This is a genomic window from Bacillus sp. J41TS8, assembly GCF_018333035.1.
GTDB lineage: Bacteria > Bacillota > Bacilli > Bacillales > Bacillaceae > Bacillus > Bacillus paralicheniformis.
Map to the genome: position 1 here is coordinate 399,358 of NZ_BORF01000001.1, position 13,522 is coordinate 412,879.

Below are 13,522 nucleotides of genomic sequence, written 5' to 3' on the forward strand. Positions count from 1 at the left end.
CTCCCTCTAGTAATCTAGTTCTTTTACACAAATGCCAAAATCGCTCTCAGCCCTACATAGGACAACACAACAAAGACTCCCATTGTCACAAACGTGGCGATTCGCTGTGAGCGAGGAGAAACGGTGATTCCCCAAGTGACAGCAAACGACCATAAACCGTTTGAAAAGTGGAAGATTGTTGAGAGGACACCTACAATGTAAAAGCCGAGCATGATCGGGGAGCTCAAAATATCAGCCATCATGTCAAAGTTTACTTCTGCCCCCATTTGGGCGGCAATCCGTGTTTGCCACACGTGCCAGCTGACAAAAATCAAGGTAACGATTCCTGTAATCCGCTGCAGAACGAACATCCAGTTTCTAAAAAAGCCGAATCTGTTCGCATTGTTTTTCGCTGTAAAAGCTATGTATACTCCATAAACAGCATGATAAATCAGCGGAAGGAAAATCACGAAGATTTCCAAGACGTACCTGAACGGCAGGTTTTCCATAAAGTGAGCGGCGTTATTAAACGCCTCCTCTCCGCTTGCCGCAAAATGGTTGACAACCAAATGCTGGATTAAAAATATGCCTACCGGTATGACGCCAAGTAAAGAATGCAGTCTTCGATAAACAAACTCTCTGTTCCCGGCCATTGCTTTACCCCCTAGTTGAAAAGTGCAGTAAAAATGAAAGGTCTCCTATCCCCCGTCCTGTTTCAAATATCGCACTTTGTTAAGTTTTTATGACAATTTCATTTTACTCCTATGAGAAATAGGCGTCAAGAAAACGCGTACATAAATTGAAATTTTCTAAAATTTAATCATATTTTAGAAAATTTTATTTTATCAAAATATAAATATATCAGATTTTTTTCTTCCTAATTGCATGTCCCCGCTGTAATCTTTCACCCCATTTAAGCTATAATAAACGGAGAAAAGAGGGGAGACATTGGATATGAACAAATATGAAGCAAACTTAGCGCAATTAAAAGAGCTGGAAGTCTCCGCATATGGCTATGAGTTGATCAGGGAAGTGCTGCTTCCCGATATGCTGGGACAAGACTACGCAGATATGATGTACTGGGCGGGAAAAAAGCTCGCCCGCAAGTTCCCGCTTGAATCCAGGGAGGATCTTCCCGCTTTCTTTCTGGATGCAGGCTGGGGAACGCTTACGATCGCCCATTCAAAAAAACAGGAGCTTGAGTTTGAGCTCGAAGGCCCGCTGGTCTCAAACCGCCTCAAATATCAAAAGGAACCCTGCTTTCAGCTAGAAGCCGGATTTATCGCCGAGCAAATCCAGCTGATGAACGAACAAATTGCCGAATCGTATGAACAAGTGAAAAAAAGAGCCGGAAAAGTTGTTTTAACTGTAAAATGGGATTTGAAAGACCCGGCATAACCATGCAAAAAAGGCGGAGACTGCAAAAGTCCCGCCTTTTTCTTTTTAAATGACTGCTGTCTGCTTTGACAGTTCAAAAGCATCATGCAGCGCTTCAACGGCTTTCACCATATCGCCTTCGTTGACGACAGTCGAAACTTTGATTTCGGATGTGCTGACCATTTTGACCTGGATGTTTTTTTCCGCCAGCACAGCGAACATTTCTGCTGCTACTCCCGGGTTGGAGATCATGCCTGAACCGACGATCGAGACTTTGGCCAGCCTGTTTTCCGTTTCAATCTGTTCATAGTCGAGCGCGTCTTTGTATTCTTCGAGAACTTCGACCGTCCGTTTTAAGTCTTCCGTTTTCACGGAGAAAGAAATCGACGTTTGGCTTGTGCTTGTCACTGATTGAATGATGATGTCAACGTTGATGTTCTGTTTAGCGAGCGTTGTAAAAATCGTTGACAGCGTCGTCAAGCCGCTCGCCAGGCCGCATACGGTCACGCGTGTGATCTGATCTTCAAATGCAATGCCTCTTACGATTAAATTCTGTTCCATTGATGATTCCTCCTCGATTAATGTGCCGGCTTCTTTTTCGGTGCTTGAACGGACTTCCAAAGGCACCTGATAGTTTTTCGCAAATTCAACAGCTCTCGGATGCAGGACGCCTGCTCCAAGATTGGCAAGCTCAAGCATTTCATCGTAGGAGATTCCGGCCAGCTTCCGCGCTGTTTTCACATAGCGGGGATCGGTTGTGAAAACCCCCGGTACATCGGTGTAAATGTCGCATTTATCGGCTTTCAGGGCAGCTGCGAGGGCAACGGCTGTCGTATCTGATCCGCCTCTGCCGAGCGTTGTGATTTCACCTTCCGCTGTCGTCCCCTGGAATCCGGCGACAACGGCGATTTTCCCTTCATTCAGACGCTCTTTCAGCTTGCCTGTATCAATGTTCGTAATTCTTGCGTTGCCGTGAATATTTTCGGTTTCGATGCCGGCCTGCCAGCCTGTATAGGAAACCGCATCATACCCCTTGTTCTGCAAAGCCATTGTCAACAGCGAAATTGTTACCTGTTCTCCTGTTGTCAGCAGCATATCCATTTCCCTGCTGCCCGGCTGTTCGGTAATTTCCTTAGCAAGCGCGACAAGGGAATCCGTCGATTTGCCCATCGCTGAAACGACGACGACAACATCATGACCGCGCTGTTTTTCTTCGATGACGCGGTTTGCGACATTCAATATTTTTTCCACTGATCCTACTGAAGTTCCGCCAAATTTTTGGACGATGAGACCCATCAAATACCACCCTTTTTGTTTTCGTTCGTGCTTGTTTATGTATGAAGAGGAAAACTTGACCGGCGGGCTGTACGTTTTTTCGTACAAAAAAAGCAATGAGAGAAATTCCCTCATTGCTTTAACCAACAAAAATGCCGATGATTTTAACAACGAGATAGCCCTCCAAGAAATGATTTCTTGACAGCCTTACATTTATTCAATGTAAAGCCAGCAGGAAAAACGAATGGATTTTTTCCCCGCTTCGGCGACGCTCCCCTTTCAGCTTTTTTCATCGGAATCCATCTTCCTCATCAAGCCTACTCTTGAAGTTCGCACCTCTATCTTCACCATATCACACGATCTTATTATGAAATTAGTACAAATTCTATCAGATTCTTTTTAAAAGTTCAACATTATTTTTTCAAAGCCTCTTCAATCAGCTGCGCCGTCTTCAGGGGGATGCCGAGCTTGCGGATATCTTCGGCGCTCGCTTCCTTCATTTTCTTAACGGAACCGAAATGTTTTAACAGCAGTTTTTTCCGCTGTTCGCCGACGCCCGGTATGCCGTCGAGCACCGATTGAAATGCGCTTTTTCCTCTGAGCTGCCTGTGGAAGCTGATCGCAAACCTGTGAACTTCATCCTGAATGCGCTGAAGCAGGTAAAATTCCTGGCTGTTCCGCTCAAGCTGGACGATCTCAAGGGGGTCGCCGATCAAAAGGTTGGAAGTTCTGTGTTTATCATCTTTCACCAGACCGGCAACAGGGACATCGAGCCCCAATTCATTTTCCAAAACGTCAAGGGCGGCAGACACCTGGCCTTTTCCGCCGTCGATCAATACTAAATCAGGCAGCGGCAGATTCTCTTTCAGCACCCTTGTATATCTTCTTCTGATGACTTCGCGCATTGACCCGTAGTCGTCAGGGCCTTCAACCGTCTTAATCTTATATTTGCGGTACTCTTTTTTATGCGGTTTTCCGTCGAGAAAGACGACCATCGCCGAAACGGGGTCCGTTCCTTGAATATTTGAATTATCAAACGCTTCAATTCGGTACGGCGTGTAGATGCCCAGTGCTTTGCCGAGCTTTTCAATCGCGCCGATCGTCCGCTCTTCGTCCCGTTCAATGAGCGAAAACTTCTCTTTCAAAGCGAGCTTTGCATTTTTATGGGCAAGGAGCAGCAGGTCTTTCTTCGCTCCCCTTTTCGGCTGGCGCACGTTCACGTCCAAAAGCTCCTCAATCATGTCCTTATCGACGCTGTCCGGAACCAAAATTTCCCTTGGGAGAAAATGGTTGTTTTTTGAGTAAAATTGCCCGATGAACGTCAAAAACTCCTCGTCTGCTTCCCTGTATAAAGGAAACATGCTGACATCTCTTTCAATCAATTTGCCCTGCCTGATAAAGAAGACCTGGACGCACATCCAGCCCTTGTCATACGAATAGGCAAATACATCGCGGTCAACCATGTCATTCAGCATCATTTTCTGTTTTTCCATCGTTGACTCGATATGGGCCATTTGATCGCGGAATTCTTTCGCCCGTTCGAACTGCAGGTTTTCCGAGGCTTCGAGCATTTTTGCTTCAAGTTCTTTCTTGACTTCATTGTATCCGCCCTTTAAAAAGCGGGTGATTTCTTCTGTGAGCTGTCGGTTTGTCTCCTCAGACACATCATATACGCATGGCGCCAGACATTGTCCGAGATGATAGTACAAACAGACGCGGTCCGGCAGTTTGGCGCACTTTCTGAGCGGATAGAGGCGGTCCAGCAGCTTTTTTGTTTCCCTCGCAGCCTGGACATTGGGATACGGCCCGAAATAGCGGCCTTTGTCTTTTTTGACCTTCCTCGTGACAATCAGCTTCGGATGCCGCTCGTTCGTGATTTTAATAAACGGGTAGCTTTTATCATCTTTCAGCATCACGTTATATTTCGGGTCGTACTTTTTGATTAAATTCATTTCAAGAATGAGCGCTTCGATGTTCGAGGAGGTGACAATGTATTCAAAATCTTCAATTTCACTGACAAGACGCTGTGTTTTGGCATCATGGGACCCGCTGAAATAGGAGCGGACCCTGTTTTTTAAGATTTTCGCTTTCCCGACGTAGATGACGGTATCCTGCCTGTCTTTCATCAAGTAGCAGCCAGGCTGATCCGGGAGAAGGGCCAGCTTTTCTTTGATTTTTTTGTTCATCAAAAATCCTTCCTTGTTTCGGCGTTTTTTCTTCATTTCAGTTTACCATGACCGACCGTACGTTCGCTACAATTGGAGAAGGAAGACGGGGCGTTGTAAGAAAAAAGCGATCCCTTTGGAATCGCCTTTTTCACAGGTTTCTATTTTACAAATGTTTGTTGACCAGTTCTTCAAGGGCTTCTTTCGGTTTAAAGCCGACAGATGTTTCAACCACTTCGCCGTCTTTTAGTATGAGGAGAGTCGGGATGCTCATCACGCCGTATTTGCCGGCAGTTTCTTGGTTTTCGTCAACATCGATTTTTACGATTTTCAGTTTGTCTCCCATTTCTTGATCAAGCTCTTCAAGTACCGGCGCGATCATTTTGCAAGGTCCGCACCAAGGAGCCCAGAAGTCGGCAAGAACTACGCCTTCACTTGTTTCAGATGAGAATGTTTGATCAGTTGCTTTTACGATAGCCATTCTTTCATTCCTCCAATTGTGAAATTATGCTTTTTAGTATAGCATCTCCCTTTGGTTCACGCTAACATAATGCTTGATTATACATTTCCCTATCTGCGCAGTTTTACACATCGGGATTTTAGCCTTTCTAAAAATGTCCTTATTCCATGTTATTTTGCAAAAGGCGGAAATGTGCCTATGTAAAAAGCCGGCCATTTCAGGCCGGCTTTTGATCAAGTACTGACGCTCAGCTTTTTAAATTCTTCCGTGAGCAGCGGAACGATTTCAAATAAGTCGCCGACGATCCCGTAGTCGGCAATTTTAAAGATGTCGGCTTCCGGATCTTTGTTGATGGCAACGATGATTTTGCTGTTTGACATCCCTGCGAGGTGCTGAATCGCTCCTGAAATGCCGCAGGCGATATATAAGTCTGGAGTTACGACTTTGCCGGTCTGGCCGATTTGAAGCGAATAGTCGCAGTAGTCTGCGTCACAGGCTCCCCTTGAAGCGCCGACCGCGCCGCCCAGTACGTCGGCAAGCTCCTGCAGCGGTTTAAAGCCTTCCTCGCTTTTGACGCCGCGGCCGCCGGCTACGATGATTTTCGCTTCAGACAAATCGACGCCTTCGGACGTTTTTTTGACAATGTCCTTGATAACCGTTCTGATGTCCCGAATATCCGCTTCGATGCTTTCGACCGCTCCCGTTCGCGTCTCATCTTTGTCGAGCGGGGCAATATTATTCGGTCTGATCGTTGCAAAAATCGTTTCATCTTCGGAAATGATCCGCTCAAACGCTTTGCCTGAGTAGATCGGTCTTGTAAACACGATGTTGCCGCCGGCTACTTCGACGTTGACGGCATCTGATATCAGCCCTGTTCCCATACGGGCTGCAAGCTTCGGCGACAAGTCTTTGCCCATTGACGTATGGCCGAAAATGATCACGTCCGGACTTTCGCGCTCAATGATCGGCATAAAGGCTTGAACATAGCCGTCAGACGTATAGTTTTTCAAGAGCGGGTTTTCGGCTGTAAGCACTCTGTCAGCGCCGTAATGGATCAGTTGTGCCGCATTGCTTGAAACGCTTTCACCGAAGAGAACACCGATCACCTCTCCCCCTTCGGCAACCGTTTTTCCTGCGGCTATCGCTTCGAATGTCACATTTCTCAACGAACCGTCCCTGAACTCTCCCAATACGATAACTTTTTTGCTCATGTCCATTTCCCCCTGTATTTTAATGACCGTGTTTTTGCTCCCTTCGGCTTCAAACGACCTTTGCTTCGCTTCTCAGCAGTGATACAAGGTCTGCCGCCTGCTGTTCCGGCTCCCCTTCAAGGATTTTCCCGGCTTCTTTTTTCGGAGGCAGGAACCGTTCGATCGTTTTTGTTTTGGCGGCCACGTCTTCCTCGTCGATGTCCAGATCATCAAGTTCAAGCTCCTCAAGAGGCTTTTTCTTCGCCTTCATGATTCCCGGAAGTGACGGATAACGCGGTTCGTTCAACCCCTGCTGTGCAGTCGCTACGATTGGAAGCGACGTTTGGATCACTTCAAGGTCACCCTCGGCGTCGCGTTCCGCTTCAACATCTCCGCCGTTTACCGTCAGCTTTGTAATCGTCGTGATACAAGGGATGCCGAGCAGCTCGGCCAAACGAGGCGCCACCTGTCCCGATCCCCCGTCGATCGCCACATTCCCGCCGAGTATCATGTCATACTCGCGGTCTTTCAAATAGTTGTATAGGATGGCTGACGCCGTATATTGGTCCGCTTCTTCCAGATCGTCTTCAATGTTGATCAAAACGGCTTTGTCGCACCCCATCGCCAGAGCCGTCCTGAGTTCTTTTTCAGCTTCTTCCTCGCCGACTGTGACAACCGTAATCTCACCGCCGTGCTTCTCCTTCAGCTGAAGCGCTTCTTCAATGGCGTACTCATCGTACGGGTTAATGATGAATTCCGCTCCATCCGTGCTGATTTCCCCTTGTTCAATCTGAATTTTCTCCTCTGTATCAAACGTGCGCTTCATTAAGACATAAATGTTCATGTTCTATTCATCCCCTTTGTTTTCACGTTTGTTATTTCCCTTTAAAATGCGGCTTCCGCTTTTCAAGAAATGCCTGAATCCCTTCCTTCGCATCCTCCGATTGGAACACTTCGCCGAAGTATTTTCCTTCCAGCTTGAGGCCGCCTTCATACGAATACACTTTGCTCGAATTCAGGAGTTCAATGACATAAGCCATCGTCTGCGGACTTTTTTCAGCGAATTTTCGCGCGAGCTCTTGTGCCTTTTGCAGCACTTCTTCTTCATTCGCCGCCAAAATCGTGACAAGGCCGTATTCAAAAGCTTCCTTGCCGGATATCGGCTCTGATGTCCCGATCATTTCAAGCGCTTTGGCGGTGCCCACATACTTCGGAAGGCGCTGCGTTCCCGCAAAGCCGGGAATGATTCCGAGATTCAGTTCGGGAAGGCTGAGCTTAGCGCTCTCCTCGGCAATCCGGATGTGGCATGCCATCGCAAGCTCCAGACCTCCTCCAAGAGCAGCTCCGTGAATCGCGGCGATCACGGGCTTTGGAAAAGATTCTACTTTTTCGAAAATCTGCTGGCCTTTATCAGCCAAATTTGCATAATCAGACCCGTCCATCAATGATGTAAACTCTTTAATGTCAGCGCCTGCCGAGAAAAATCTTCCTTCCCCGTGAATCACGACGCTTCTGACATCCTGACGTTCTGAAAGCTCCTCAAGACATGCGGAAAGGTCTTCAAGCACTTGCGTCGATAGCGCATTTGCCGGCGGGTGCTGAATCGTAATGGTTGCGATATAGTCGTCTACGGCGTATGTTAATGCTGCCATTTTATTTCTCCTCCTTCGTCTTTTGGCTGCCGAACCCATGGATCAGCAATTCATGAATGCTGTCTGCCAGCTTTGGCAGATCGTATTTTTGATCATTCATCACCCAGGTTGTAACCGTCTCATCCACCGTACCGAAAATCATCTGCTTCGCCAGGCGGACATCAAGCGTGTTCTTAAATTCTCCCGCTTCTTTTCCTTCGGTGATGATGTCTTCCAGGATCGTCAAGTACCCTTTGAGAATCTCATTGATTTTCAGCCTCAGCTCAAGATTCGACTGCCTCAGCTCAAGCTGGGTGACAATCGCGAGGTGGCGATCGCTGCTGAGCAGTTCAAAGTGCTTTTTGATGAACAGCGAGAGCTTTTCTGTCGCCGAATTAGTCGCTGCCATTTCTTCGTTCATCTGCTCGATAAACTGTCCCATTTTCTCTTTGAATAGCGAGATGAGAATATCTTCTTTGTTTTTAAAATAAAGATAAATGGTGCCGTCCGCCACTCCGGCCTGCTTGGCGATTTTCGAAACCTGCGCCTGATGGTATCCGTTTTCTGCAATCACAATGACAGCTGCGTCGATAATCTGCATATACTTTGGTCTCTTTTGTTTCAATTGGCTTCGTTCCTTTCAAATTAATGAATGAATACTCATTCATGAGTTTATCGTAAATAAAAATGGACGCTTTGTCAAGAAGCTAAACTCAAATCGCACCACAAAAGCATGCCGTCAAAATCGACGGCAGACTTCGCTTTTTCAGACGCCGGTTTTTTCTTCTTGAACGAGCGCTCTTCTTAAAATCTTCCCGACTGCCGTTTTCGGCAGTTCGTCCCTGAACTCGTATACTTTCGGCACTTTATAAGGAGCCAGACGCGATCTGGCATATTCGTCCAATTCCTTCTCTGTTATTGTAACATGATCTTTCAGCACTATAAAAGCCTTAACCGTTTCTCCTCTGTATTCATCAGGGATGCCGGCAACAACCGCCTCCTGAACGGCTTCGTGCTCATAGAGCACCTCTTCGATTTCACGCGGGTAAATGTTGTATCCCCCGGCAATGATCACGTCTTTTTTGCGGTCGACAATATAAAAGAAGCCGTCTTTATCCATGTAGCCGATGTCTCCTGTAAAAAACCAGCCGTCCCTTAGACTTTGAGCGGTTTCTTCATCATTGTTCCAGTAGCCCTTCATCACCTGCGGTCCTTTGACGGCGATTTCTCCATGCTCATAAGGTCCGAGAAAACCGCCGGTTTCTTCCGAATAGATAGCCGCGTCTGTACCAGGCCAAGGACAGCCGATACTGCCCGCTTTATTCAAATCCCAAATAAAATTGGCGTGAGTGACGGGCGAGGTTTCAGACATTCCGTAACCTTCGACAAGCCTTCCGCCCGTTACCTTTTCAAACTGCTGTTTGACTTCAACAGGAAGCGCTGCAGATCCGCTCAAACAGCTCTTAATTGACGACAGATCAAATTGGTGAAGATCAGGATGGTTCAACAGGGCGATATATATCGTCGGTGCCCCCGGAAATATCGTCGGCTTTTCTTTATCGATCGTTTTCAGCGCTGCGCGCGCGTCAAATCTCGGCAGCAGAATCATTTCATATCCCTGCCTGATCGTGAAATTCAAGACGGCCGTCATTCCGTAGACGTGAAAAAACGGGACGATCCCCAGCACCTTCTCCTCCCCTTTATTCAATTGATAAAACCAGGCATCGCACATCTCCATATTGGCTAGTATGTTGCGGTGGCTGAGCATGACGCCTTTTGGCGTGCCTGTCGTGCCTCCGGTATACTGCAGGACGGCAATGTCGTGGGCCGGATCGATTTCAATCCCCGGCGGACCGCTTGGAACGGGGCGTTTCATGATGGTTCGGAAGAGGTGTGTCGTCTCATTTTCATTGATCTCAACCGACATTTGATTCTCTTTTTTTTGCACGATTGGGTACAGCAGATTTTTAGGGAAAGGCAGGTAATCTTTTATGCTTGTCGCAATGATGTGCCGGATATTTGACAGCGCTTTCATTTTATATGCTGCCGGGTACAGCATGTCAAGCGTAATGATGATGGTTGCCCCGCTGTCATGAAGCAGATGTTCAAGCTCCCTTTCCGTATACAGCGGATTTGTCTGGACGACGATGCCGCCGGAGAAAAGAACGCCGTAATACGCGATAACCGCCTGCGGGCAGTTCGGCAGCATGATCGAGACTCTGTCTCCTTTTTGAATGCCGAGTGACAGCAGGTAATCTGCCATTTTTAAAGCGTCCTCATAAACTTGCCGGTACGAACATTTTTTTCCGAGAAAATGAATCGCTGTTTTTTCAGAAAACTGTTGGGCGGATTGTTGCAGGATGGAATGGAGTGTTTGATCTTCAAATTGCAGCTCGTGAGGAATTTGTTCGGGATAATGACGCAGCCACGGTTTTTCAGTCGGCATAAGCTCCCCCCTTTTAAACAATATATTCTTGATTTCAGTATATCAAAACAATATTCAGAAAGTAATGATATTTTTTCTTTTTAAAAAGGCGCCCTTTTAAAGGACACCTTTTTCAAGCATAAAAGATCATATAAATCAGGCCGATAACCACAAATACCCCAGCTGTGAAAAACAGGACTTTCGCTAATTTCTCCATGTTGATCCCCTTTAGATACCCGAAGCCACGACAAATGACAGGCCGACTGAAATGACGAATGAAATGAAGCCGACTGCGCGGTTGTCGTTTTCAATCTCCTTGTCAATTTTAAAGCGCGGCGTCAGAAATTCAAAAATGAAGTAGCCGATCAAAAGCAGGATAAAACCGAACAGCCCCCACCCCATCATTTGCAGCAGGGAATTATGCTGGCTGATCGATTTTTGCAGCACGTTGGCGATGCCTAAAATTTTTCCGCCTGTTGCCATCGCGACCGCCATGTTTCCTTTTTGAATCTCCTCCCAATTTTTATAGGTGGTGACGAGTTCAAACACAGATAAAAATATCACAAGACACAAAACGGAAACGCTGTAGTACGCGGCAATTTCCACAAGGTTGTTCTCCCAAAACTCTTTCATCCTTCTAGACTCCCTTTTTTATTTTAATTCGACAATGGTGACGCCTGATCCTCCCTCTCCCGCTTCGCCGAACCGGGAGTTTTTCACATTGCGGTGGGATTTCAAGAGGTCCTGAACGCCTTTTCGGAGGGCGCCGGTTCCTTTTCCGTGGATGATCGAGACTCTTGGATAGCCCGCAAGCACCGCATCATCCAAGTATTTTTCAACCCGGTGAAGCGCATTTTCATACCGCTCCCCTCTAAGGTCGAGTTCGAGCGAGACGTGATAATCTTTTCCTTTGACGGCGGCGATCGTTTTTTGTTTTTCGGGTTCAGGTGCCGATTTCAGGAATTCCAGATCCTTTTCCTTAACCTTCATTTTCAGAATGCCGATTTGAACATTCCATTCGGCCGCACCCGTTTTTTCGAGCAGCGTCCCTTTTTGACCAAAGGTTAAAACCTTGACTTCATCGCCCGGTTTTAATTCGCGCTTGTCCGTTTTTTTCTGAGCCGGCTTTTTCGCTTTTTCAAACGAAGGCACCGCTTCTTCAAGGCGTTTTTTCGCCTCGATCAGCTCATGGTCTTTAAATGCTTTATGGTCTTCCTTGATCATGCGGAGCGACTGGATGATCTCGTCTGCTTCTTTCATCGCTTCTTTGACTTTTTCAGCCGCTTTTTGCTCCGCTTCTTCATAGAGCCTTTCTTTTTTCTCCTGCCATTCGCTGATCTGCTGCTGGAGGTCGCGGTGAAGGGCTTCAGCCTCGGCGCGGATGGCTTCTGTCTCGTTCAGCTCCGCCTCGGCGCGCTTTTTGCTGTCTTCCAGCGATGCGATCATCGTATCAACTTCATTATGCTCGGCCGTCATCTCCGCTTTTGCGCGGCCGATCAGGTAATCAGGCAGCCCGAGTCGCTTCGAAATTTCGAACGCATTGCTTCGGCCGGGCACTCCGATTAACAGCTTGTAGGTCGGCGACAGTGTATCGATATCAAATTCGACGCTTGCATTAATGACATTTTCGCGATTGTAGCCGTATGCCTTCAGCTCAGGGTAATGAGTCGTGGCAATGACGCGCGCGCCAGTCTGGCACACCTCATCAAGGATGCTGATCGCAAGGGCCGCGCCTTCCTGCGGGTCTGTCCCGGCGCCGAGCTCGTCAAAAAGCACAAGGCTGTTTTCCGTCATGTCTTTCAAAATATCGACGATGTTGACCATATGTGACGAGAACGTACTTAAGCTTTGTTCGATTGACTGTTCATCGCCGATATCGGCAAATACTTGATCAAATATGGCGGTTTCTGATCCTTCTTCCGCTGGTACGTGCAATCCCGACTGCGCCATAATGGTCAAAAGCCCGAGCGTTTTAAGCGTCACCGTTTTACCGCCCGTGTTCGGGCCCGTGATGACAATTGTCGTATACTCTCCGCCGAGCTCAATATCATTCGGAACGACTTCATCCAGGGGCAAAAGCGGGTGGCGGGCTTGAATCAGGCGGACATAGCCGTCAGCATTGACAGCCGGTTTAACCGCTTTTGTCGCTTTGGCGTATTTTGCTTTTGCAAAAATAAAGTCCAGCGTCTGAAGCACTTTGACATCGTGAAAGAGTTCATTTGTGTGCTCTGCCGTCTTTTCTGTCAGGACGCGCAAAATCCGTTCAATCTCCTGTTTTTCGTTTACTTTCGCCTGGCGAAGCGCATTGTTCATATCGACAATCGCCTGAGGCTCGATAAACAATGTCGCGCCGGAAGACGACTGATCGTGCACGATTCCTCCGTAGCTTGATCTGTACTCCTGTTTGACAGGGATAACGAAGCGGTCGTTGCGAATTGTGATGATCGTATCCGACAGCATTTTTTGCGCAGATGAAGAACGCAACATTGATTCCAGCCGGTCCCTGATTCTTGATTCAAGCGTCCGCAGTTGCGTCCTGATTCCCCTTAACGTCTCAGATGCATGGTCTAGCACTTCTCCATGATCATCGATGCACGAATTGATGTCTCTTTCCAATTCGGAAAGCGGAATGAGCTTTTCTGCATATTGGTGAAGACAAGGAATCTCAACCCCGTCTTCGAACAGGCCTTCGAGAAAATGCTTCATCTGTTTTGCTGCGTATAGCAGACCCGATATTTCGGTCAATTCCGCCGGGCTTAAAATGCTGCCGATTTCCGCCCTTCTTAACGCTTTTCTAATGTCGGTAAGGCCTCCGAAAGGGGCGTTTCCTTTTAAACGCAGGACGGTTCCTGCTTCATCGACTTCTTCCTGCAGCTTTTTGACTTCTTCGAGCGAACGGGAAGGTTTGAGTTCCAAAAGCATTTCCTTCCCTAAAGAAGATGCCGCATGCTCTGTGAGCTGTTCTTTTACTTTATGAAATTCAAGTGCTGATAGCGCTTTTTGCTGCAACGTCCATTAAA

Annotated in this window: 12 protein-coding genes and 1 riboswitch; of the genes, 1 reads left to right on the plus strand and 11 read right to left on the minus strand. The window is 47.3% G+C overall.

Features of this window, described 5'->3' with window-relative positions:
- Nucleotides 1-23 precede the first annotated feature (23 nt).
- Nucleotides 24-632, minus strand: coding sequence for a succinate dehydrogenase cytochrome b558 subunit (locus KI350_RS02185; RefSeq protein ID WP_023855447.1), 609 nt, complete (start codon nt 630-632; stop codon nt 24-26).
- 301 nt (nt 633-933) lie between these two features.
- On the opposite strand from KI350_RS02185, the gene KI350_RS02190 reads away from it, so the two are divergent.
- Nucleotides 934-1,377, plus strand: coding sequence for a YslB family protein (locus KI350_RS02190; RefSeq protein ID WP_020452494.1), 444 nt, complete (start codon nt 934-936; stop codon nt 1,375-1,377).
- A gap of 45 nt (nt 1,378-1,422) precedes the next feature.
- On the opposite strand, the gene KI350_RS02195 is transcribed toward KI350_RS02190, so the two are convergent.
- From KI350_RS02195 to KI350_RS02240, 10 genes are all read right to left on the minus strand, one after another.
- A complete protein-coding gene (locus tag KI350_RS02195; RefSeq protein ID WP_043054600.1) occupies nt 1,423-2,652 on the minus strand; it encodes an aspartate kinase in 1,230 nt (409 codons plus the stop codon).
- Nucleotides 2,653-2,799: 147 nt separating this feature from the next.
- Nucleotides 2,800-2,980, minus strand: a riboswitch (Lysine riboswitch).
- 64 nt (nt 2,981-3,044) lie between these two features.
- Entirely contained in the window at nt 3,045-4,817 is a 1,773-nt protein-coding gene (gene uvrC / locus KI350_RS02200; RefSeq protein WP_023855450.1) for an excinuclease ABC subunit UvrC, read from the minus strand.
- Between the two features lie 145 nt (nt 4,818-4,962).
- Complete coding sequence (trxA, locus tag KI350_RS02205; protein WP_020452497.1) at nt 4,963-5,277, minus strand: thioredoxin; 315 nt, start codon at nt 5,275-5,277, stop codon at nt 4,963-4,965.
- A 212-nt stretch (nt 5,278-5,489) separates the two neighbouring features.
- Nucleotides 5,490-6,467 (minus strand): electron transfer flavoprotein subunit alpha/FixB family protein, encoded by a 978-nt coding sequence (locus KI350_RS02210; protein WP_020452498.1) that lies wholly within the window; start codon nt 6,465-6,467, stop codon nt 5,490-5,492.
- A 49-nt stretch (nt 6,468-6,516) separates the two neighbouring features.
- Nucleotides 6,517-7,290 carry an electron transfer flavoprotein subunit beta/FixA family protein gene (locus tag KI350_RS02215; RefSeq protein WP_020452499.1) on the minus strand — a complete coding sequence of 258 codons (774 nt, stop codon included), beginning with the start codon at nt 7,288-7,290 and terminating at the stop codon, nt 6,517-6,519.
- Nucleotides 7,291-7,321: 31 nt separating this feature from the next.
- Nucleotides 7,322-8,098, minus strand: coding sequence for an enoyl-CoA hydratase (locus KI350_RS02220; protein ID WP_212930425.1), 777 nt, complete (start codon nt 8,096-8,098; stop codon nt 7,322-7,324).
- Nucleotide 8,099: 1 nt separating this feature from the next.
- Nucleotides 8,100-8,702: a fatty acid metabolism transcriptional regulator FadR gene (locus KI350_RS02225; RefSeq protein ID WP_065643649.1), complete on the minus strand. Its 603-nt coding sequence runs from the start codon at nt 8,700-8,702 to the stop codon at nt 8,100-8,102.
- A 141-nt stretch (nt 8,703-8,843) separates the two neighbouring features.
- Nucleotides 8,844-10,523 carry a long-chain-fatty-acid--CoA ligase gene (locus KI350_RS02230; RefSeq protein WP_020452502.1) on the minus strand — a complete coding sequence of 560 codons (1,680 nt, stop codon included), beginning with the start codon at nt 10,521-10,523 and terminating at the stop codon, nt 8,844-8,846.
- A 207-nt stretch (nt 10,524-10,730) separates the two neighbouring features.
- Entirely contained in the window at nt 10,731-11,135 is a 405-nt protein-coding gene (locus KI350_RS02235) for a DUF350 domain-containing protein (RefSeq protein ID WP_003184198.1), read from the minus strand.
- A gap of 18 nt (nt 11,136-11,153) precedes the next feature.
- A complete protein-coding gene (locus KI350_RS02240; RefSeq protein WP_023855454.1) occupies nt 11,154-13,511 on the minus strand; it encodes an endonuclease MutS2 in 2,358 nt (785 codons plus the stop codon).
- Nucleotides 13,512-13,522 lie beyond the last annotated feature (11 nt).

Excerpts from the sequence above, each read along its gene's own strand:
- KI350_RS02215 (WP_020452499.1), bottom strand. The coding sequence starts at position 7,290 with ATGAACATTTATGTCTTAATGAAGCGCACGTTTGATACAGAGGAGAAA.
- KI350_RS02190 (WP_020452494.1), top strand. The coding sequence starts at position 934 with ATGAACAAATATGAAGCAAACTTAGCGCAATTAAAAGAGCTGGAAGTC.
- KI350_RS02220 (WP_212930425.1), bottom strand. The coding sequence starts at position 8,098 with ATGGCAGCATTAACATACGCCGTAGACGACTATATCGCAACCATTACG.
- uvrC (WP_023855450.1), bottom strand. The coding sequence starts at position 4,817 with ATGAACAAAAAAATCAAAGAAAAGCTGGCCCTTCTCCCGGATCAGCCT.
- trxA (WP_020452497.1), bottom strand. The coding sequence starts at position 5,277 with ATGGCTATCGTAAAAGCAACTGATCAAACATTCTCATCTGAAACAAGT.
- KI350_RS02185 (WP_023855447.1), bottom strand. The coding sequence starts at position 632 with ATGGCCGGGAACAGAGAGTTTGTTTATCGAAGACTGCATTCTTTACTT.
- KI350_RS02230 (WP_020452502.1), bottom strand. The coding sequence starts at position 10,523 with ATGCCGACTGAAAAACCGTGGCTGCGTCATTATCCCGAACAAATTCCT.
- KI350_RS02210 (WP_020452498.1), bottom strand. The coding sequence starts at position 6,467 with ATGAGCAAAAAAGTTATCGTATTGGGAGAGTTCAGGGACGGTTCGTTG.
- KI350_RS02235 (WP_003184198.1), bottom strand. The coding sequence starts at position 11,135 with ATGAAAGAGTTTTGGGAGAACAACCTTGTGGAAATTGCCGCGTACTAC.
- KI350_RS02195 (WP_043054600.1), bottom strand. The coding sequence starts at position 2,652 with ATGGGTCTCATCGTCCAAAAATTTGGCGGAACTTCAGTAGGATCAGTG.